Origin of the sequence: Streptomyces sp. NPDC059373 (genome assembly GCF_042751495.1) — a bacterium.
Classification (GTDB): Bacteria; Actinomycetota; Actinomycetes; order Streptomycetales; family Streptomycetaceae; genus Actinacidiphila.
Window position 1 is genome coordinate 100,958 of record NZ_JBHYXC010000004.1, and the last position, 20,801, is coordinate 121,758.

Below are 20,801 nucleotides of genomic sequence, written 5' to 3' on the forward strand. Positions count from 1 at the left end.
GTACACTGGCTGCGGGGAAGCTGGCACTCCTCCGACATGAGTGCCAGGGTGACGGGTGAGAAAGTCTGGAGGTGTGCGCTGGTGCTCAGCGAACGTCGGCTCGAAGTGTTGCGCGCCATCGTCCAGGACTACGTGGGTACGGAGGAGCCGGTGGGCTCCAAGGCGCTCACGGAGCGGCACAGCCTCGGGGTGTCGCCCGCCACGGTCCGTAACGACATGGCGGTGCTGGAGGACGAGGGCTATATCCACCAGCCCCACACCAGCGCGGGCCGGGTCCCCACCGACAAGGGCTATCGGCTCTTCGTCGACAAGCTCGCGGGCGTCAAGCCGCTGTCGACGGCGGAGCGGCGGGCGATCCAGAACTTCCTGGACAGCGCTGTCGATCTTGACGACGTCGTGGGCCGCACGGTGCGGCTGCTGGCGCAGCTGACCCGGCAGGTCGCGGTGGTGCAGTACCCGTCGCTGACCCGTTCCACCGTCCGTCATGTCGAGCTGCTCGCGCTGGCTCCGGCCCGCATCATGCTCGTACTGATCACGGACACCGGACGGGTCGAGCAGCGGCTGGTGGACTGCCCGGCGCCGGTCGGCGAGACGGTGCTGGCTGATCTGCGGGCCCGGCTGAACAGCCGGGTGGTGGGCCGCCGTTTCGCGGATGTGCCGCCTCTGGTGCAGGATCTGCCGGAGGGCTTCGAGCAGGACGACCGGCCGGCCGTCTCGATCGTGCTCGCCACCCTGCTGGAGACGCTGGTCGAGGAGACCGAGGAGCGGATCATGCTCGGCGGCACCGCGAACCTGACCCGCTTCAACCACGATTTCCCGCTGACGATCCGTCCCGTGCTCGAAGCACTCGAGGAGCAGATGGTGCTCCTGAAGCTGCTCGGCGAGGCCAAGGACTCGGGCATGACCGTGCGAATCGGTCACGAGAACTTCCATGAGGGCCTGAACTCCACATCGGTGGTCGCCGTCGGCTACGGTTCGGGCGACGAGGCGGTGGCAAAACTCGGCGTGGTCGGACCGACCCGCATGGACTACCCCGGAACGATGGGAGCGGTACGCGCAGTGGCACGTTACGTCGGACAGATCCTGGCGGAGTCGTAAGTGGCGACGGACTACTACGCCGTCCTGGGTGTGCGCCGCGACGCGGGCCAGGACGAGATCAAGAAGGCATTCCGCCGGCTCGCGCGCGAACTGCACCCGGACGTCAATCCGGATCCGAAGACCCAGGAGCGGTTCAAGGAGATCAACGCCGCTTACGAGGTGCTCTCCGACCCGCAGAAGAAGCAGGTCTACGACCTCGGCGGCGACCCCCTGTCGGCGACCGGCGGTGCCGGCGCGGGCGGTGCGGGCGGCTTCGGCGCGGGCTTCGGCAACTTCAGCGACATCATGGACGCCTTCTTCGGGCAGCAGTCGCAGCGCGGGCCGCGCTCGCGGACCCGGCGCGGCCAGGACGCGATGATCCGGCTGGAGATCGAGCTCGACGAGGCGGCCTTCGGCACCACCAAGGACATCCAGGTCGACACGGCTGTGACGTGCGGCACGTGTGCCGGCGAAGGCGCGGCTCCGGGCACCTCGGCGCAGACCTGCGACATGTGCCGCGGCCGCGGTGAGGTCTCCCAGGTCACCCGGTCCTTCCTCGGCCAGGTCATGACCTCGCGGCCCTGCCCGCAGTGCCAGGGCTTCGGGACCGTCGTGCCCACGCCGTGCCCCGAGTGCGCGGGCGACGGCCGGGTCAGGTCGCGCAGGACCCTCACGGTCAAGATCCCGGCCGGCGTCGACAACGGGACGCGGATCCAGCTCGCCGGTGAGGGCGAGGTCGGCCCCGGCGGCGGTCCGGCGGGCGACCTGTACGTCGAGATCCGCGAGCTGCCGCACCCGGTCTTCCAGCGGCGCGGCGACGACCTCCACTGCACGGTCACCCTGCCCATGACGGCCGCCGCGCTCGGCACGAAGTGCCCCCTGGAGACCCTGGACGGCCTGGAGGAGGTCGACATCCGGCCCGGCACCCAGTCCGGCCAGTCGATCCCGCTCCACCAGCGCGGCATCACCCACCTGAGGGGCGGCGGGCGCGGCGATCTGATCGTCCACGTCGAGGTCATGACCCCGAGCAAGCTCGACCCCGACCAGGAGGAGGTGCTGCGGCGCCTGGCGAAGCTGCGCGGCGAGGAGCGGCCGCTCGGCCAATTCCAGCCCGGGCAGCAGGGGTTGTTCTCGCGGCTCAAGGACGCGTTCAACGGCCGGTAGCGGTTCCGGTCCGGCCGGTGGTGGCAGGGGGCGGGGTGCGGCAAAACGCCCCGCCCTCCGCCATGAAACGATGGCCTCATGCCAGCGCTGACCGAGCTTTCCGCGTACCCCATCGTCCAGGCGCCCATGGCCGGCGGTGCGTCGAACCCGACGCTCGCCGCCGCCGTGAGCGACGCCGGAGGGCTCGGCTTCCTGGCCGCCGGGTACAAGACGCCGGCGGCGATGTACGAGGAGATCAAGCAGGTCCGCAGCCTGACCTCGAATCCGTTCGGCATGAATCTCTTCATGCCGCAGCCCGCGACCGCCGACCGCTCCGCCGTCGAGTGCTACGCCGAGCAGTTGGCCGGTGAGGCCGCCTGGTACGACACCCCGCTGGGCGACCCGGACTCCGGCAGCGACGACGCGTACGACGCCAAGCTGGCGATACTCCTCGACAACCCGGTGCCGGTGGTGAGCTTCACCTTCGGCTGCCCGGACCGCGACACGCTGGACGCGCTGGCGGACGTCGGCACGGTCACCGTGGTCACCGTCACCTCGGCCGCCGAGGCGCTGGCCGCGCAGTACGCGGGCGCGGGCGCGGTGTGCGTTCAGGGCGTCGAGGCCGGCGGCCACCAGGGCACCCACCGCGACGACCCCGAGCTGGACGGCGCCGGGGTGGGGCTGCTGGCGCTGGTGCCGCAGGTGCGTGAGGCGGTGCAGCTGCCGGTGATCGCGGCGGGCGGGCTGATGCGCGGCGACCAGATCGCCTCGGTGCTGGCCGTCGGCGCGGACGCGGCGCAGCTCGGCACGGCGTTTCTGGTGACCCCGGAATCGGGGGCCAACGCCCTGCACAAGCGGGCCGTCACCGACCCCGTCTTCACCCACACCGAGCTCACCCGGGCCTTCTCCGGCCGTCCCGCCCGCGGCCTGGTCAACCGCTTCATGCGCGAGCACGGCCGGTACGCCCCCGCCGCCTACCCGCAGGTCCACCACCTCACCTCGCCGCTGCGGAAGGCCGCGGCGGTCGCCGGTGACGTGCAGGCCATGGCCCTGTGGGCGGGCCAGGGACACCGCCTCGCCCGGGACCTCCCGGCGGCCCGCCTGGTCGAGCTCCTGGTCTCCGAATGCGACGCCGCCCGTGGCGCGATGGCCGCCAGGACCGGTTCCGGGAGCGCCCTGTGACCGCCCCGGTCTTCATCGTCGGCCCCGAGCAGCCGCTCGCCGTCGGGCGGATCGTGCTGTCCGGCACCGAGGGCCGCCACGCGGTCTCCGTACGGCGGCTGCGGGCCGGCGAGGACATCGTGCTGACCGACGGCGCGGGCACGGGTGCGTACGGCCGCGTCGCGGCGGCCGAGGGCAAGGACCACCTCGAGGTCGACGTGACACAGGTCAGGGCCGAGCCCGCCCCCCGCCCCCGGATCACCGTCGTCCAGGCCCTCCCCAAGGGCGACCGGGGCGAGCTGGCGGTCGAGACGATGACCGAGACCGGCGTCGACGCGATCGTGCCCTGGGCCGCCGCCCGCTGCGTCACCCAGTGGCGGGCCGAGCGCGGCGCCAAGGCCCTCGCCAAGTGGCGCTCCACCGCCCGCGAGGCCGCCAAGCAGTCCCGCCGCCTCCGGTTCCCCGACGTGGCCGACCTCATGACGACCCGTCAGGTCGCCGACCTCCTCGGCGCCGCAGCCTTCGCCGCCGTCCTCCACGAGGAGGGCTCGCAACCGCTCGCCGCCGCCGCCCTCCCGGACGACGGCGACATCGTCCTCGTCGTCGGCCCCGAAGGCGGCGTCGCCCCGGACGAGCTCGACGCCTTCGCCACCGCCGGCGCCAAGCCGTACCGGCTCGGCCCGACCGTGCTGCGCACGTCCACGGCGGGGGTCGCGGCGACGGCACTGCTGCTGGGGCGGACCGGGCGCTGGGGCTGACAGTGACCGCAAAGTGATCGTGCAGGCCGTCGCCGCTGGTTAGGGTGACGACGTGACGCAGCCCTCGTACCTCCGCTTTCCGCACCTGCACGGCGATTTGATCACCTTCACGGCCGAGGACGACGTCTGGGCGGCGCCGCTCGACGGCGTCGGCCGCGCGTGGCGTGTCAGTGCCGACAACGTTCCGGTCGACCATCCCCGGATTTCGCCGGACGGGGAGTGGATCGCGTGGACGTCGACGCGGGACGGGGCGCCGGAGGTGCATGTCGCGCCGGTGGACGGGGGACCGTCGAAGCGGCTGACGCACTGGGGGAGTTGGAAGACCTCGGTGCGGGGGTGGACGGCCGCGGGCGAGGTCGTGGCGATCACGACGTACGGTCAGGCGTCGCTGCGGCGGAGCTGGGCGCGGTCGGTGCCGCTGGACGGCGGGCCGGCGCCGACGCTGCCGTTCGGGCCGGTGGGGGACCTGGCGTACGGGCCCGAGGGCGCGGTGCTGCTGCAGTCGGTGGCGATGAGCCGCGAGGCGGCGGCGTGGAAGCGCTACCGGGGCGGGGCGGCGGGCAAACTGTGGCTGCGGGCGGCGGAGGACGCGGACTTCGAGCGGGTGCACGCCGGGCTGGACGGCAACCTGGAGTGCCCGCTGTGGGTCGGGGACCGGATCGCCTTCCTGTCGGACCATGAGGGCGTCGGGGCGCTCTACTCCAGCCTTGCCGACGGCTCCGACCTGCGCCGGCACACCCCCGTCGACCGCTTCTACGCCCGGCACGCGTCCACGGACGGGGCCAGGGTCGCGTACGTGTCCGGGGGCGAGCTGTACGTCCTCGACGACCTGGAGGGCGCCGAGCCCCGCCCGCTCGCCCTCCGGCTGGGCGGCCAGCGCACCGACCTGCAGCCGCACCCGGTCCGGGCCGCGCACCACCTCGGCGACGCCCGCCCCGACCACACCGGGCGCGGCAGCGCGGTCGAGGTGCGCGGCACCACGCACTGGGTGACACATCGCGGCGGCCCGGCGCGGGCGCTGGCGGCGGAGCCGGGGGTGCGGACGCGGCTGCCGAGGGTGTTCGGCGGCGAGGGCGACCAGCAGGTGGTGTGGGTGACCGACGCGGAGGGCGAGGACGCCCTGGAGGTCGCCCCGGCGGCAGGGCCGACGGCAGGACCGGGGCCCGGCGCGGCGCCGCGCCGGCTGGCGGCGGGGCGGCTCGGCCGCGTACTCGGGCTCACCGTCTCGCCCGACGGGCACCGGATCGCGGTGGCCTCACACGACGGGCGGATCCTGCTGGTCGAGACCCAGACCGGAGAGGTCAGGACGGTCGCCACCAGCGAACACGGCAACGCCGACGGCCTCGCCTTCTCGCCCGACTCGGCCTGGCTCGCCTGGTCGCACCCCGGCCCGGCGCCGCTGCGCAGCCTCAAGCTCGCCGCCACGGCCGACCTCACCACGATCGACGCGACCCCGCTGCGCTTCAACGACTTCTCGCCCGCCTTCACCTCCGACGGCAAGCACCTCGCCTTCCTGTCCGAGCGCGCCTTCGACCCGATCTACGACGAGCACGTCTTCGACCTGGCCTTCCTCGGCGCCTGCCGCCCGCACCTGATCACGCTGGCCGCCACCACGCCGTCCCCCTTCGGCCCGCAGCGGCACGGCCGCCCGGTCGACCCGTCGGCCGACGACAAGCCGGCGGACGACGGCGCGAAGAAGAAGGACGACGGGGGTTCGTCGACCGCCTCGCCCGCGCCCGCCACCAAGGTCGACGCCGAGGGCCTCGCCGACCGCATCGTGCCCTTCCCGGTCGAGGCCGCCCGCTACTCGACGCTGCGCGCCGCCAAGGACGGTGTGCTGTGGCTGCGGCACCCACTGCGCGGCGTCCTCGGCGCGGGCCTCGCGACGCCCGACGCGGAGCCGCCCGCCACCACCCTGGAGCGGTACGACCTCAAGCAGCTGCGGATCGAGGAAATCGCCGACGACGCCGACGACTTCTCCGTCAGCGGCGACGGCAACAAGGTGCTGATCGGCTCCGGCCACCGGCTGCGGGTCGCCTCCGCCGACCACAAGTCCACGCCCTCCGAGGACGACTCCGACTCCAACGTCACCGTCGACCTGTCGCGGATCCGCCTCACCGTCCATCCCCAGGCCGAATGGCGCCAGATGTACGACGAGGCGCACCGCCTCATGCGCGACAACTTCTGGCGCGAGGACATGGGCGGCGTCGACTGGGACGGCGTGCGGGAGCGCTACCGGCCGGTGCTGGAGCGGGTCGCCACCCATGACGACCTCGTGGACCTGCTCTGGGAGGTCGCCGGCGAGCTCGGCACCTCGCACGCGTACGTCATGCCGCACGGCGGGCCCGGCGACTCCCTGCACCGGCAGGGCCTCCTCGGCGCCGACATCTCCCGTGACACGGAGGGCGTCTGGCGCGTCGACCGCGTCCTGCCCTCCGAGACGTCCGACCCCCGTGCCCGCTCCCCGCTCGCCGCGCCCGGCGTCGCCGTCCGGGCCGGGGACGCCGTCCTCGCCGTGGACGGCCGCCCCGTCGACCCCGTCGCCGGCCCCGGACCGCTGCTCATCGGGACCGCCCGCAAGCCGGTCGAGCTGACCGTCGGCACCGATGCGGGCGTACGGCACGTCGTCGTCGTACCCGTCGCCGACGAGGAGCCGCTGCGGTACCACGACTGGGTCGCCGGGCGACGCGCGTACGTCCACGAGCGCTCGGGCGGCCGCCTGGGCTACCTCCACGTCCCCGACATGGTCGGCTCCGGCTGGGCCCAGCTCCACCGCGACCTCCGCGTCGAGGTCGCCCGGGAAGGTCTCGTCGTCGACGTCCGCGAGAACCGCGGCGGCCACACCTCGCAGCTCGTGGTGGAGAAGCTCGCCCGCCGCATCGTCGGCTGGGACCTCCCGCGCGGGCTCCCCGCCCTGAGCTACCCCATGGACGCCCCGCGCGGTCCCGTCGTCGCCGTCGCCAACGAGCACTCCGGGTCCGACGGCGACATCGTCAACGCCGCCATCAAGGCGCTCGGCATCGGCCCCGTCGTCGGCACCCGTACGTGGGGCGGCGTCATCGGCATCGACTCCCGCTATCACCTCGTCGACGGCACGCTCGTCACCCAGCCCAAGTACGCCTTCTGGCTCGAGGGCCAGGGCTGGGACGTCGAGAACCACGGCGTCGACCCCGACATCGAGGTCCTCCACACCCCCCAGGACTGGGCCGCCGGCCGCGACCCCCAACTCGACACGGCCATCGCCGTGGCCCTCGACGCCCTGACCGAACACCCCGCCAAGACCCCGCCCCCGCTGCCGTAACAGGGCCCGTGGCGGGGCGGGTTCACTCCGCCGGCCCGCCGCTTCTCCCCGCGGGGCGTTACCCAGCAAGGGGCGCCGCCAGGTTTAGGTATACCGATCTTTTGGCGGCCGCAGGCAGGGCACCGCAGGGCTCGGGGAGACTCGGAGGGTGCCCGAGGCAATGGAGCTCGACCACGACCGTGCGGTGGATATCGCGGGGCTGTTGCGGGATGCCCGGTTTGTGACGATCACCGGGATGGCGGGAGTCGGCAAGACCAGGCTGGCCGCCGAGGTGGCGAGGCACGCCGGGCTGCCGACGTTCGGGCGGGATCTGACGGAGTGCCGGGTGCCGGGGTTGTTGCCGCAGGCGGTGGCGGGGGTGCTGGAGCTGGCGCGGTACACGGATCTGCCGCCGGCGGAGGCGCTGGCGCGGGCGCTGACGAACCGGGAGGCGGTGCTGGTCCTGGACACGTGTGAGCATCTGACCACCGCGTGCGGCGAGTTGGCGGAGTATCTGCTCGACGCCGCGCCGGGGCTGCGGATCATGGCCACCAGTCGCAGGGCGATCGGGGCGGAGGGGGAGCGGGTCGTACGGCTGCGCCCGCTGCGGCAGGACCGGGCGGTGCGGTTGCTGATGCGGCGGGCGGCGGCGTACGGGGCGGTGTTGCCGGACTACATGGCGGCCCGGGTCTGCGCGTACCTGGACGGGGATCCGCTGAGTGTCGAGCTGGCCGCGCGCCGGCTGCGGCACATGTCGGGCAAGCGGCTGTCGGAGCGGCTGAGCGTGCCGGGGGCGCGGTTCGCGCTGCTGACCGACGGGCCGACGGAGCCGTTGCGGCATCACACGTGCCGGGCGGCGATCGGCTGGAGCCATGAGCTGTGCACGCGGGAGGAACGGCTGCTCTGGGCGCAGTTGTCGGCGTTCCCGGGGGAGTTCGGCGCGGAGCAGGCCGAGCGGCTGTTTCCCGGCGGGGCGCAGTGCACGGACCTCGAGGCGGCGTCGGTGCTGATCCGGGGGCCTGACGGCGGGCTGCTGCTGCCGCTCGGCCACCGCGAGTACGGCGCCGACTGGCTGGCACAGCTGGGCTAGGCTGCGCAGCGTCAAGCGTAGAGCCAATGAGAGGTGCGGCACCGTGGCGGGAGAACCGCAGGCCGACTGCCTGTTCTGCAAGATCGTGGAGGGCAGCATCCCCGCGACTGTCGTACGGGAGACCGAGACCACGGTCGCCTTCCGCGACATAAACCCCCAGGCCCCCACGCACGTCCTGGTCATCCCCAAGGCGCACTACAAAGACGCGGCCACCCTCGCGGCCGCCGATCCGCAGCTCACCGCGGACGTGCTGCGCGAGACGGCCGAGGTCGCGGCCGAGGACAAGGTCGACGCGACGGGCTACCGGGTGGTCTTCAACACCGGCGCCGGCGCCGGGCAGACCGTCTTCCACGCGCACGCGCACGTCCTGGGCGGGCGCGGCCTGGAATGGCCCCCGGGATAGCCGAGCAGATCGAGCAGATCGAGTAGATGTCGTAGATGTCATCACGTGAACTCGTCGTGCTCGGCACGGCAAGCCAGGTCCCGACCCGGCATCGCAACCACAACGGCTACTTCCTGCGCTGGGACACCGAGGGAATCCTCTTCGACCCCGGCGAGGGCACCCAGCGGCAGATGCTGCGCGCCGGGGTGGCGGCCCACGACCTGACCAGGCTGTGCGTCACCCACTTCCACGGCGACCACAGCCTGGGCCTGGCCGGGGTGATCCAGCGGATCAACCTCGACCGGGTCCCGCACCCGGTCACCGCCCACTTCCCGGCCAGCGGGCAGCGCTTCTTCGACCGGCTGCGCTACGCGACGGCGTACCGCGAGTCGGTGAAGCTGAACGAGGAGCCGGTGCGCGCCGACGGGGTCATCGCCCGCACCCCCGCCTTCCGCCTGGAGGCCCGGAAGCTGTCGCACCCCGTCGAGTCGTACGGCTACCGCGTGGTCGAGCCGGACGGCCGCCGCATGCTGCCCGAGCGGCTGGCGGCGCACGGGATCAGCGGCCCGGCGATCGGCCGGCTCCAGCGCGAGGGCGCCGTCGGCGGCGTCACCCTGGAGGAGGTCAGCGAGCCGCGCCGCGGCCAGCGTTTCGCCTTCGTCATGGACACCCGGCTGTGCGACGGGGTGTACGCGCTCGCCGAGGGCGCCGACCTGCTGGTCATCGAGTCGACCTTCCTGGACGAGGACGCGGAACTCGCCGCCGAACACGGTCACCTGACCGCCGGTCAGGCAGCCCGTGTGGCCGCAGACTCGGGCGTACGGCACCTGGTCCTCACCCACTTCTCGCAGCGCTACACCGACCCGGCCGACTTCGAGTGCCAGGCGCGCGACGCCGGCTACGAGGGCGAGCTCACCGTGGCGGAGGACCTGGGCCGGGTGTCCGTGCCCAAGCGGGTAACGTAGACCCCTATGTCGATCCCCAAGGCAGAGCTCCACCTGCACATCGAAGGCACCCTCGAGCCCGAGCTCGCCTTCGCCCTCGCCGCGCGCAACGGCGTCGAGCTGCCCTACGCCACCACCGAGGAGCTGCGCCGCGCGTACTCCTTCTCGGACCTGCAGTCCTTCCTGGACCTGTACTACGCCCTGATGGCCGTGCTGCGCACCGAGCAGGACTTCGCCGACCTCGCGGACGCGTATCTGGCCCGGGCCGCCGAGCAGGGCGTACGGCACGCCGAGATCTTCTTCGACCCGCAGGCGCACACCGCGCGTGGCATCGGGATCGGCACCGTCATCGAGGGCCTGGCCCGCGCCCTGGACAGCAGCGAGGAGCGGCACGGCATCAGCACGCGGCTGATCATGTGCTTCCTGCGCGACGAGTCCGCGGAGTCGGCGATGGAGACCTTCGAGGCGGCCCGCCCCTTCTTCGGCTGCATCTCGGCGGTCGGCCTGGACTCCGCCGAGGTCGGCAACCCGCCGTCGAAGTTCCGGGAGGTGTACGCGGCTGCCGCCGAGGCCGGGCTGCACCGGGTCGCCCACGCCGGCGAGGAGGGCCCGCCGGCCTACATCCGGGAGGCCCTGGACCTCCTCGGCGTCGAGCGTGTCGACCACGGCATCCGCTGTATGGAGGACCCGGCCCTGGTCGAGCGTCTGGTCCGCGACCAGGTGCCGCTGACCGTCTGCCCGCTCTCCAACGTCCGGCTCCGCTGCGTCGACACCCTCGCCGACCACCCGCTGCCGGCGATGCTGGACGCCGGCCTCCTCGTCACCGTCAACTCCGACGACCCGGCCTACTTCGGCGGCTACGCGGGCGACAACTTCGACGCCGTACGGGACGCCCTCCCGCTGGACGCCGACGCCCTGCGGACGCTTGCCCGCAACTCCTTCCGAGCCTCGTTCCTGGACGACGCCGCCCGTGCGGCCTACCTCGCCGAGGTGGAGGCGTACGAGTTCGGCTGAATGGGGCATTCCGTGCAACCCCCGACACAGGTGAGATGTCTGGACCAGTGAGAGGCGGAGGGAACGGCAGACGTTCCTGACCACTTCGCCTCGACATCACACCCACGGGGAGAAGACATGACGAAGAACATCCGCACGCGCACCCGCGGCCGCCTGGCGATCGCCCTCGCGGCCGCCTCGGTCACCGCCGTCACGATGGGCACGACGGCAGCGTCCGGCGCCACGCCGAGGGTGGCGCAGGCCCAGGCCCAGGAGACCAAGCAGATCGCGTCCTCGCAACTCGGCCAGGACTACAAGATCACCCTCACGGCTCTGCACTCCACGACCGACCAGTACGCCGCCTCGGTGCGGCTCCAGGTCTTCGTGCCCAGCGGCAGCACCTGGAAGGAGAGCGACCGCGTCACCGTCGGGGACGTGGACGGCTGGTACTGGTACCCGCTGGGCGGCAAGGGCGCGGTCTGCGAGTTCTCCACCGCCGGCACCGAGCCCGCGCCGATCGCGGTGAGCCTGCTGATCACCCCGTCCATCGGCTGCTCCGACGCCGTCCACTACGAGATCAGGAACGGCAAGGTGTTCGCGGCCTGATTCCGGGAATGTCCCGGCGGTGGCGGCGTCCGGAAGCCGTCACCGCCGGGAATCGTTAGCCTCGTGCTGTCCCATTCCTCTGACGCAAGGGATTCCCGGGGTGGACGACAATCCGGTCCTCGATCCGCTCGCCGCGGTCCGCGCAGGCGGCGATCCGGCGACCGACGTGTATCTGACCGGGACCGTCTTCCTGGACATCATCTTCACCGGGCTCGACAGCGCGCCCGTGCGCGGCACCGAGTCGTGGGCGCGCGGCATGGGCTCCAGCCCCGGCGGCATCGCCAACATGGCCACCGCCCTGGCCCGCCTGGGCCTGCACACCTCGCTGGCGGCGGCCTTCGGCGACGACATGTACGGCGACTACTGCTGGGACAGTCTCGCCGACGGTGAGGGCATCGACCTGGGGCTGTCCCGGAGGATCCCCGGCTGGCACTCGCCGGTCACCGTCTCCATGGCGTACGAGGGCGAGCGCACGATGGTCAGCCACGGCCACGAGGCGCCGCCCCCCGAGGAGGCGACACCGGAATGCCCGCCGAGCTCGCGGGCCTGTGTCGCCTCGCTCGTCCCGGCCGCGCCCCGCCAGGAGTGGATCGGGCACGCCGCCCGCAAGGGCAGCCGGGTCTTCGCCGACGTCGGCTGGGACGACTCCGGCCGCTGGGACCCCGCCGACCTCGCTGACCTGGAGCACTGCGAGGCCTTCCTCCCCAACGCCACCGAGGCCATGCACTACACCCGCACCAGCAGCCCCCGCGAGGCCGCCCGCAAGCTCGCCGAGCTGGTGCCGCTGGCGGTGGTCACCCTCGGCTCGGAGGGCGCGTACGCCGTCGACTCCGCGCGCGGCGAGACCGCCGAGGTCCCCGCCCTGTCCGTCGAGGCCCTCGACCCCACAGGGGCCGGGGACGTCTTCGTCGCCGGCTTCGTCACCGGCACCCTCGCCGACTGGCCGCTGGCGGAGCGTCTCTCCTTCGCCTGCCTGACGGCCGCCCTCTCCGTCCAGGAGTTCGGCGGCTCGCTCTCCGCCCCCGGCTGGATCGAGATCGCCCGCTGGTGGCAGCACGCCAAGGCCTACGACGACCAGGACCGCGCCGCGCTGCGCCGCTACGCCTTCCTGGACGACCTCCTCCCGTCCGGCACCCGGCGCTGGCCCCTGCGCCGCGCGGTTCCGACGATCGGCTTCCGTCAGCAGCCGTAAATCCCTCGGACCCGGGGCGGCAGCGTCGTACCCTTGGCACCAAAGGCCTCACGGGCGATTCGATCAGCGGAAGGCGGGATGAGCAGGCCTAGAGCCGGCCCATGACTCAGACACCGACAACGCAGCAACCACAGGCGCGCGCCCATTTCGTCGTACCGGCCAAGCACCCCATGGTGACCGTGCTGGGATCGCGAGACGCGCTCCTTCGCGTGATCGAGAGGGCGTTCCCGGCCGTCGACATCCATGTCCGGGGGAATGAGGTCAGCGCGACCGGCGACCCGGCAGAGGTCGCACTGGTCCAGCGGCTTTTCGACGAGATGATGCTGGTGCTCCGCACCGGCCAGCCGATGACGGAGGACGCAGTGGAGCGGTCTATCGCCATGCTCCGGCAGGACAGCGGTCCGGACGGGCTGGAGGAGACCCCTTCCCAGGTCCTCACCCAGAACATCCTGTCCAACCGGGGCCGCACCATCCGGCCCAAGACGCTCAACCAGAAGCGTTACGTCGACGCCATCGACAAGCACACCATCGTCTTCGGCATCGGCCCGGCCGGCACCGGCAAGACCTACCTCGCCATGGCCAAGGCCGTCCAGGCCCTGCAGTCCAAGCAGGTCAACCGGATCATCCTCACCCGCCCGGCCGTCGAGGCCGGCGAGCGGCTCGGCTTCCTGCCGGGCACGCTCTACGAGAAGATCGACCCGTACCTGCGCCCGCTCTACGACGCGCTGCACGACATGATCGACCCCGACTCCATCCCCCGGCTGATGGCCGCCGGGACGATCGAGGTCGCCCCGCTGGCGTATATGCGTGGCCGGACCCTCAACGACGCCTTCATCATCCTCGACGAGGCGCAGAACACCAGCGCCGAGCAGATGAAGATGTTCCTGACCCGGCTCGGCTTCGATTCGAAGATCGTCATCACGGGTGACGTCACCCAGATCGACCTTCCCGGCGGCGGTACGAAGAGCGGGCTGAAGCAGGTCGTCGACATCCTGGAGGGCGTCGAGGACGTTCACTTCTCGCGTCTGACGAGCAGCGATGTCGTACGCCATAAGCTGGTCGCGCGCATCGTGGACGCCTACGAGCGCTACGACGACCAAAACGGCAGCAACAACGGCAACGCCGGCAACCGAAAGTAGCCACGCAAGCACTATGGCGATCGACGTCAACAACGAGTCCGGCTGGGAGCTCGACGAGCAGGCGGTGCTCGACATCGCGCGCTACGCCATCCAGCACATGCGCATCCACCCGCTCTCCGAGCTCTCCGTCATCGCGGTCGACGCCGCCGCCATGGAGCAGCTGCACATCCAATGGATGGACGAGCCGGGCCCGACCGACGTCATGTCCTTCCCGATGGACGAACTGCGTCCCGGGAAGGACGACGAGGAGCCCCCGCAGGGCCTGCTCGGCGACATCGTGCTCTGCCCGGAGGTCGCGAAGCGGCAGGGCGAGGAGGCCGTCACCAAGCACTCCATGGACGAGGAGCTGCAACTCCTCACCGTCCACGGTGTGCTGCACCTCCTGGGCTACGACCACGAGGAGCAGGACGAGAAGACCGAGATGTTCGGCCTTCAGAAGGCCATCCTCGACGGCTGGCGCGCCGAACGAGGCCTCACCGGGCCCTCCCCGGCCCCGACCACCACCCACTGACGGCTGACGGCCACCAATGATCGTTTACGCCGTCCTGCTGGTCGTCGTCGCCTGGCTCGCCGCCTGCGCCGAGACCGGCCTCGCCCGCGTCTCCCGCTTCCGCGCCGAAGCCGCCGTCCGCGGCGGCCGGCGCGGCGGCGACAAACTCCTCGCCATCACCGCCGACCCGACCCGCTACCTCAACGTCGCGCTGCTGGTCCGCATCACCTGCGAGACCTCCGCCGCCGTCCTGGTCACCGTCGTCTGCGTACGCCACTTCGACCACACCTGGCAGGCCCTCGCCGTCGCCATCGGCGTCATGGTCCTCGTCAGTTACGTCGCCATCGGCGTCTCCCCGCGCACCATCGGCCGCCAGCACCCGCTGAACACGGCCACCGCCGCCGCGTACGTCCTGCTCCCGCTGGCCCGCATCATGGGCCCCATCCCCAAGCTGCTGATCCTGCTGGGCAACGCCGTCACCCCCGGCAAGGGCTTCCGCCAGGGCCCGTTCGCCAGCGAGGCCGAACTGCGTGCCATGGTCGACCTCGCCGAGTCCGAGTCCCTCATCGAGGACGAGGAGCGGCGCATGGTCCACTCAGTCTTCGAGCTCGGCGACACCCTCGTACGCGAAGTCATGGTCCCGCGCACCGAACTGGTCTCCATCGAGCGCTACAAGACCATCCGCCAGGCCATGACCCTCGCCCTGCGCTCCGGCTTCTCCCGGATCCCGGTCACCGGCGAGTCCGACGACGACATCGTCGGCATCGTCTACCTGAAGGACCTCGCCCGCCGCGTCCACATCAACCGCGAGTCCGAGTCCGATCCGGTGTCGTCGGTCATGCGTCCCGCCGCCTTCGTCCCCGACACGAAGAACGCCGGCGACCTGCTGCGCGAAATGCAGCAGCAGCGCAATCACGTCGCCGTCGTCATCGACGAATACGGCGGCACCGCCGGCATCGTCACCATCGAGGACATCCTCGAGGAGATCGTCGGCGAGATCACCGACGAGTACGACCGCGAACTCCCGCCCATCGAGGACCTCGGCGACGGCAGATACCGCGTCACGTCGCGGCTCGACCTCGGCGACCTCGGCGAGCTGTACGGCATCGACCTCGACGACGAAGACGTCGAAACGGTCGGCGGGTTGCTGGCCAAGACCCTGGGCCGCGTGCCCATCCCGGGGGCATCGACCGTCGTCCCCCTGCCCGAGGACCAGTCGTACCCCGACCGGCCGGCCGGGCTCCGCCTCACCGCCGAGACGGTCGCCGGGCGCCGGAACCGCATCGGCGCGGTTCTGGTCGAGCCGGTCAAGGCCGAGGCGGACGAGGAACCGTCAGGCCAGGACTAGTGCCGCGCCCGGCAGCGTTCGCCCGCAAGCGAGGTGTCCTGGTGCGGTCAGCTGCAAGGCGCCGGATCGCGCTCGTACTGGGCCGTACTTGCGTGATTCGGCAACGCCGCAGATGGCCGTGCCAGGGCGGCGAGCGGGGCAAACGTTGCCGGGCGCGGCACTAGCTTCTGATGCTCCGGCTGAGCCAGGGACTGAGCGTGTTGCGCAGGACCGGTTCCCGGTAGGTCTCATCGCCTGGCACCGGTACGTTGAGCCAGCAGCCGGGCGGGAAGAACCGCCCCTTCACATAGGCCAGTCCGCCGTACACGGAGCGCAGGAAGGCCGGCACGGCGTCGCGCGGCACGTCCATGAACTCGACCCCGTCGACGGTGATCTTCGCGTCGTCCTCCGGGAAGACCTGCACGGTGACGGCCGGCGAGCCGCCCAGCTCCACGTAGGCCTCGTGCGGCAGCGAGCCGTCCGGGTCCAGGACCGCGAACGCCCCGGCCGAGGTACGGCGGGAGGTCTGGTCGGCGCCGATGTCGTCGGTGACGGTCATGTCGAGGTGGTACTCGTGCGCGATCTCACGGATCACCGTGACGGCGGCCTCGGTCGTCGGCAGATGCGGATGTCCCATCGGGCGTGGACCCCCCCTGTCGTCGTCGGAGCTGCCGGGTCCTCGATGCCGAGGAGCCGCGTTGGGATCATGGCATATCGCTGCGCGCCGCGTCCGGACCGGGGACCTGCCGGGGACCGGTGGACGCGGCGCCGCTGCACGGGAGTTGGTCAGGCCGTACGGGTACGGCGGCTGAGCCCCACGGCGACCAGTACGGCCACCACCGCGACCACACCGGCGTCGACGCCGACCGCGAGGCGGATGCCGGAGAGGAGGTCGCTGCGGGTGGCGGCCAGGGCGCTCAGCAGGGGGATGCCGATGGTGATGCCGACCTGCTGGGAGCTGGTCACGAGGCCGGTGGCCAGGCCCTGTTCGTCGTTGGGGAGACCGGAGGTGGCGGTGAGGCCGTAGGAGACGATCGCCCAGAGGTGGCCGACGCAGGCGACGGTGATGGCGACGAGGGCGAGCCAGGTGCCGGAGGGGCCGGTGCCCAGGAGCACGAGGGGCGCGGTGAGGGCCGCCTGGAGGACGAGGCCGCCGACGAGGGTCGTACGGACGCCGAAGCGGCCGATGACGCGGGCGGCGGTCATGCCGGTGACGGCGGCGGCCAGGCCCTGGACGCCGAACACGAGGCCGGTCTGGAAGGACGAGAGGCCACGCACCTCCTGGAGGTAGAGGGTGGTCATGAAGACGACCGTGCTCATCATGGAGAAGGTCGTGATGCCGGCCAGATTGCCCCAGGCCACAGTCGGCCGCCGGAGCATCTTGAGGGACACCATCGGTTCGGCCGCCCGGGACTCCACGACCACGAAGGCGATGAGCAGGGCCGGCCCCGCGATCAGCGTGACGATGACGTCCGCGCCGCCGAAGCCGCGCTGGGCGGCGGAGGACAGGGCGTAGATCAGGGCGAGGAGCCCGCCGGTGACGGTGATCGCGCCGGGGATGTCGACCCGCGGGCGCAGCGGGTGCCGGGACTCGGCGAGCAGGCCGGGCGCGGCGGCCAGGACGACGGCGCCCGCGATGCCGAGCAGCGCCATGGTGGAACGCCAGCCGAAGGCGTCGGTCATGGCGCCGCCGAGGACGACGCCGATGGTGAAGCCGAGCGAGAGCAGCGTGCCGCTGATGCCCAGCGCGCGCTCGCGCTGCGGTCCCTCGGGGAAGGTCGTGGTGAGCAGCGACATGCCGGTCGGCACGATCACGGCCGCGCCCAGTCCCTGCACGGCGCGGGCGGCCAGGAAGACCGCCGGGGACCAGGCGAGCGTGGCCAGGACGGAGGCGACGGCGAACAGGGCGAGGCCGGAGAGGAAGAGCCGGCGCCGCCCGTACAGGTCGGCGATCCGGCCGAAGAGCAGCAGGAAGCCGCCGGAGGGCAGCGCGAAGGCGGTCACCGCCCACTGCAGGTTGGCCTGGCTCATGCCGAGGTCCTTGCCCAGGACCGGCAGGGCCACATTCAGGATGGAGAAGTCGAGCGCCACCATGAACTGGGCGGCGCAGAGCACGAAGAGGACCAGCTTGGCGCGGGTGGTGAGCTTTTCAGGGGCGGCGGTGGCCGCCGGGGTGGGGGAGGATGAGGTGTCGATCGCCATGCAAGCAGCCTCGGGCTCCCGGAACAAACGTGGGGAGTACGAACTTATGGTGGTGGTCGGACCACCAGCCAGCGAGCCCAGGGGGAGGGACGGAGCCTTGGCCCGTCGACAGGATCTGCGTGAGTTCTTGATGGCCCGCCGCGCCCGGGTCACCCCCGCCGACGCCGGCCTCCCGGGCGGCGGAGCCCGTCGCCGTACGCCCGGGCTGCGCCGCGAGGAGGTCGCCGTGCTGGCCGGGGTCGGGGTGTCCTGGTACCAATGGCTGGAGCAGGGACGGGACATCACCGTATCGCCGCAGGTGCTGGACGCGGTGGCGCGCGTGCTCAAGCTCAACGGCGCCGAGCGGCGGCACCTTTACGTACTGGCCGGCCTCAACCCGCCGGTGCCGGAGTCCGAGTACGACGGCGAGTACCTCTGCGACGGCATGCGGCGGCTGATCGACGCCTGGATGCCGCTCCCGGCGCACATCATGGACGTCTACACGAACTGCGTCGCCTACAACGAGTCCGCCGCCCTGGTGCTCGGCTTCCGGCCGGAGATCTCCCAGAACTGCATGGTCACCTTCTTCACGGACCCGTTCTACCGGGCGCGGGCCAAGAGCTGGGAGCAGACCGCGCCCTGGGTCGTGGCGCAGTTCCGTGCCGCGATGGCCGACCATCCCGGCGACGAGGGCTTCCAGTCCGTCGTCGAGGAGGTCTCCGGGCTCAGCGAGGAGTTCGTGGAGCTGTGGGCGCGGGCCGACGTGCGGGCGGGCGGCCAGCTGGTGAAGGAGCTGACCCACCCGGTCGTCGGCACGCTCTTCTTCGAGAGCACCCAGCTGCGCGTACCGGCCCGCCCGGACCTGACCATCGTGCTCCACAACCCCGTGCCCGACACCGACACCGCCGCCAAACTGGAATGGCTGACCTCCCCGGAGGGCCGCCGCAGCGTCATCCGCCCGGCCGATACCCTGACCGCATGAGCGACGACCTGCCCGAGCTGTCCCCCGAGGACCGGAAGATCATCACCCTGGCCCGTTCTGCCCGCGCCCGCAACGGTGTGCCCGAGGGCGCGGCCGTACGGGACGAGACCGGCCGTACGTACGTCGCCGGCACGGTCTCCCTGGTGTCCCTGCAACTCAGCGCTCTCCAGACCGCCGTCGCCATGGCCGTGGCCAGCGGCGCGAAGGCCCTCGAGGCCGCCGCCGTCGTCACCGCCGCCGACGCCGTTGCCGAGCCCGACCGTGCCGCCGTCCGCGACCTCGGCGGACCGGACGCCCCGATCCTGCTCGCCGGCCTGGACGGCACGCTGCGCGGCACGATCGTGGCGGGCTAGGCCCCGCTCACCACGGCAGAGGCCGGCCGTCCCGGAAGAAGCCACCCGTCGGGCCGTTGTCGGGCAGGAGGGCTGCCCAGACGATGCCGGCGGCGCCGGCGGGGACGGGGCGGCCGCCGGGGCCGCCCATGTCGGTGGCGACCCAGCCGGGGCAGATGGCGTTGACGAGGATGCCGTCGGGGCGGAGTTCGGCGGCGAGCATGCGGGTGAGGGCGTTGAGGGCGGTTTTGGAGGCCGTGTAGGCGGGGGTGCCGCCGCCCATGTTGGTGAGGGAGGCCGCTTCGCTGCTGACGTTGACGATGCGGCCGTGGCCGCCGGCGCGCAGGAGGGGGAGGAAGGCCTGGACGGTGCGCCAGGGGCCGTAGAGGTTGGTCTCGGCGGCTTCGCGGACGACGTCGAGGTCGGCGGTGGAGGCGCGCTGCCAGGTGTCGTACGTGATGGCGGCGTTGTTGACCAGGACGTCGAGCCGCCCGAAGCGGCTCCGTACCTCCTCCGCGGCCCGTACGACGCCGGGGGCGTCGGTGACGTCCAGGGTGACCGGGTGTACGTCACCGGTGATCCCCCGGGCGGCGGTGTCGGCGGCATCCGGGGCGCGGGCGGTCAGCAGGACGGTGGCGCCGCGCGCCGCGAGCAGGCGGCAGACCTCGCGGCCGATGCCACGGTTGCCGCCGGTGACGAGGCAGACCGGCGGGCGTGCGGTGGTTTCCATGAGTCGATCGTGCTGCGGAAAACGGTGGGCCGTCCAAGACCCGCCGTGATAGCCAGGAGTTATGGACGCCCATTTGCGCGATCTCCGCTACTTCGTGGCCGTTGCCGAGGAGCTGAACTTCACCCGCGCCGCCGAGCGGCTGTTCGTCTCCCAGCCGGCCCTCAGCAAGCAGATCCGGCAGCTGGAGGAGGGTCTGCGCGCCCGCCTCTTCGATCGCGACCGGCGTGCCGTCGCCCTCACCGCCGCGGGGCAGGCGCTGCTGCCCCGGGCGAGTGAGCTGATCCGCTCCTGGGACGAGGCGCAGCGGGCCGTCAGCGATGCGGCGGCCGCCGAGGCCGCCGTCCTGACCGTAGGGCTGTCGACCAGCATCGGACGTGGTCTGCTGCAGGGCGTACGGGAGCGCTTCGCCGAGCGACGGCCGGGCTGGCAGCTCCAGTACCGGCAGATCAACTGGGACGACGCGACGGCGGGCCTGGCCGAGGGCCGGGTGGACGTCGCCCTCGTCTGGCTGCCGGTCCCGGGGCAGGAGGGGTTCCGGACCCGGACCGTCGCCACGGAGGCCCGGTGGGTCGCGATGCGCGACGACCACCGGTTCGCGGGGCGGGACGAGATCGCCTTCGACGAGCTGCTGGACGAGCCGTTCCTGGCCCTTCCGCCCAGCGCGGGCCCGTTGCGCGACCACTGGCTCGCGGTCGAGCAGCGAGGTGGCCGGGCCCCGCGGATCGGAGCGGTCGTCCTGAACGCCGAGGAGACCTTCGCCGCCGTGGAGGAGGGCAGTGGCATCGTCCTGCTCGCGGCCGGCAACGCCGAGATCTACCGCCGCCCCGGCATCGCCGCGCTGCCCGTCACCGGCCTGCCGCCCACCCGACTCGCCGTCGCCTGGCGCCCCGACGATCACCGGGCCGTACTGCGCGACTTCGTCGAGGCGTGGGTCTCGGACACCGATAGCCAACGGTTATCTCAGCGGGTCTTGGACGCCGGGCAGTGACCGGCG

Annotated in this window: 20 protein-coding genes; 17 read left to right on the top strand and 3 right to left on the bottom strand. The window is 72.2% G+C overall.

Translation table 11 applies throughout. From position 1 onward, the window contains the following. Positions 1 to 81: 81 nt before the first annotated feature. The 14 genes from hrcA (at position 82) to ACFXJ5_RS10650 (ending at position 15,603) form a co-directional block, all read left to right on the top strand. On the top strand, positions 82 to 1,098 hold the full coding sequence (hrcA, locus tag ACFXJ5_RS10585) for a heat-inducible transcriptional repressor HrcA (RefSeq protein WP_384629770.1): 1,017 nt from the start codon (positions 82 to 84) through the stop codon (positions 1,096 to 1,098). Next, positions 1,099 to 2,241: a molecular chaperone DnaJ gene (gene dnaJ / locus ACFXJ5_RS10590; protein ID WP_384629772.1), complete on the top strand. Its 1,143-nt coding sequence runs from the start codon at positions 1,099 to 1,101 to the stop codon at positions 2,239 to 2,241. Between the two features lie 78 nt (positions 2,242 to 2,319). Then, on the top strand, positions 2,320 to 3,402 hold the full coding sequence (locus ACFXJ5_RS10595; protein ID WP_384629774.1) for a nitronate monooxygenase: 1,083 nt from the start codon (positions 2,320 to 2,322) through the stop codon (positions 3,400 to 3,402). Beyond that, entirely contained in the window at positions 3,399 to 4,139 is a 741-nt protein-coding gene (locus tag ACFXJ5_RS10600) for a 16S rRNA (uracil(1498)-N(3))-methyltransferase (RefSeq protein WP_384629776.1), read from the top strand. Before ACFXJ5_RS10595 ends, ACFXJ5_RS10600 begins: the two co-directional genes overlap by 4 nt. 52 nt (positions 4,140 to 4,191) lie before the next feature. Next, positions 4,192 to 7,440 carry a S41 family peptidase gene (locus ACFXJ5_RS10605; protein ID WP_384629778.1) on the top strand — a complete coding sequence of 1,083 codons (3,249 nt, stop codon included), beginning with the start codon at positions 4,192 to 4,194 and terminating at the stop codon, positions 7,438 to 7,440. Positions 7,441 to 7,588: 148 nt separating this feature from the next. Then, complete coding sequence (locus ACFXJ5_RS10610; RefSeq protein WP_384629779.1) at positions 7,589 to 8,509, top strand: ATP-binding protein; 921 nt, start codon at positions 7,589 to 7,591, stop codon at positions 8,507 to 8,509. A gap of 43 nt (positions 8,510 to 8,552) precedes the next feature. Next, positions 8,553 to 8,912: a histidine triad nucleotide-binding protein gene (locus ACFXJ5_RS10615; RefSeq protein WP_384629781.1), complete on the top strand. Its 360-nt coding sequence runs from the start codon at positions 8,553 to 8,555 to the stop codon at positions 8,910 to 8,912. A gap of 35 nt (positions 8,913 to 8,947) precedes the next feature. Continuing rightward, entirely contained in the window at positions 8,948 to 9,856 is a 909-nt protein-coding gene (locus ACFXJ5_RS10620) for a ribonuclease Z (protein WP_384629783.1), read from the top strand. A 6-nt stretch (positions 9,857 to 9,862) separates the two neighbouring features. Next, positions 9,863 to 10,849 carry an adenosine deaminase gene (locus ACFXJ5_RS10625; protein WP_384629785.1) on the top strand — a complete coding sequence of 329 codons (987 nt, stop codon included), beginning with the start codon at positions 9,863 to 9,865 and terminating at the stop codon, positions 10,847 to 10,849. A gap of 117 nt (positions 10,850 to 10,966) precedes the next feature. After that, the gene (locus tag ACFXJ5_RS10630; protein WP_384629787.1) at positions 10,967 to 11,434 is read left to right on the top strand and encodes a hypothetical protein; all 468 of its coding nucleotides are present in this window, start codon (positions 10,967 to 10,969) and stop codon (positions 11,432 to 11,434) included. A 100-nt stretch (positions 11,435 to 11,534) separates the two neighbouring features. Then, positions 11,535 to 12,626, top strand: coding sequence for a carbohydrate kinase family protein (locus ACFXJ5_RS10635; RefSeq protein WP_384629789.1), 1,092 nt, complete (start codon positions 11,535 to 11,537; stop codon positions 12,624 to 12,626). A 101-nt stretch (positions 12,627 to 12,727) separates the two neighbouring features. After that, on the top strand, positions 12,728 to 13,765 hold the full coding sequence (locus tag ACFXJ5_RS10640; RefSeq protein ID WP_384629790.1) for a PhoH family protein: 1,038 nt from the start codon (positions 12,728 to 12,730) through the stop codon (positions 13,763 to 13,765). 13 nt (positions 13,766 to 13,778) lie between these two features. Next, on the top strand, positions 13,779 to 14,276 hold the full coding sequence (gene ybeY / locus ACFXJ5_RS10645; RefSeq protein WP_127358379.1) for an rRNA maturation RNase YbeY: 498 nt from the start codon (positions 13,779 to 13,781) through the stop codon (positions 14,274 to 14,276). Positions 14,277 to 14,292: 16 nt separating this feature from the next. After that, positions 14,293 to 15,603 carry a hemolysin family protein gene (locus ACFXJ5_RS10650; RefSeq protein ID WP_384629792.1) on the top strand — a complete coding sequence of 437 codons (1,311 nt, stop codon included), beginning with the start codon at positions 14,293 to 14,295 and terminating at the stop codon, positions 15,601 to 15,603. A 160-nt stretch (positions 15,604 to 15,763) separates the two neighbouring features. On the opposite strand, the gene ACFXJ5_RS10655 is transcribed toward ACFXJ5_RS10650, so the two are convergent. Together ACFXJ5_RS10655 and ACFXJ5_RS10660 are read right to left on the bottom strand one after the other, a co-directional pair. Next, positions 15,764 to 16,219, bottom strand: coding sequence for a hypothetical protein (locus tag ACFXJ5_RS10655; RefSeq protein ID WP_384629793.1), 456 nt, complete (start codon positions 16,217 to 16,219; stop codon positions 15,764 to 15,766). 149 nt (positions 16,220 to 16,368) lie between these two features. After that, on the bottom strand, positions 16,369 to 17,784 hold the full coding sequence (locus ACFXJ5_RS10660; RefSeq protein WP_384629795.1) for an MFS transporter: 1,416 nt from the start codon (positions 17,782 to 17,784) through the stop codon (positions 16,369 to 16,371). Between the two features lie 46 nt (positions 17,785 to 17,830). Here ACFXJ5_RS10660 and ACFXJ5_RS10665 point away from each other — a divergent pair, with 46 nt between their 5' ends. Both ACFXJ5_RS10665 and ACFXJ5_RS10670 read left to right on the top strand, forming a co-directional pair. After that, positions 17,831 to 18,745 (top strand): helix-turn-helix transcriptional regulator, encoded by a 915-nt coding sequence (locus ACFXJ5_RS10665; protein WP_384629797.1) that lies wholly within the window; start codon positions 17,831 to 17,833, stop codon positions 18,743 to 18,745. Further along, a complete protein-coding gene (locus ACFXJ5_RS10670; protein ID WP_384629798.1) occupies positions 18,742 to 19,098 on the top strand; it encodes a cytidine deaminase in 357 nt (118 codons plus the stop codon). Before ACFXJ5_RS10665 ends, ACFXJ5_RS10670 begins: the two co-directional genes overlap by 4 nt. A gap of 7 nt (positions 19,099 to 19,105) precedes the next feature. On the opposite strand, the gene ACFXJ5_RS10675 is transcribed toward ACFXJ5_RS10670, so the two are convergent. Next, the gene (locus tag ACFXJ5_RS10675; protein WP_384629800.1) at positions 19,106 to 19,807 is read right to left on the bottom strand and encodes an SDR family NAD(P)-dependent oxidoreductase; all 702 of its coding nucleotides are present in this window, start codon (positions 19,805 to 19,807) and stop codon (positions 19,106 to 19,108) included. Between the two features lie 61 nt (positions 19,808 to 19,868). Here ACFXJ5_RS10675 and ACFXJ5_RS10680 point away from each other — a divergent pair, with 61 nt between their 5' ends. Continuing rightward, the gene (locus ACFXJ5_RS10680; protein WP_384629801.1) at positions 19,869 to 20,795 is read left to right on the top strand and encodes a LysR family transcriptional regulator; all 927 of its coding nucleotides are present in this window, start codon (positions 19,869 to 19,871) and stop codon (positions 20,793 to 20,795) included. Positions 20,796 to 20,801 lie beyond the last annotated feature (6 nt).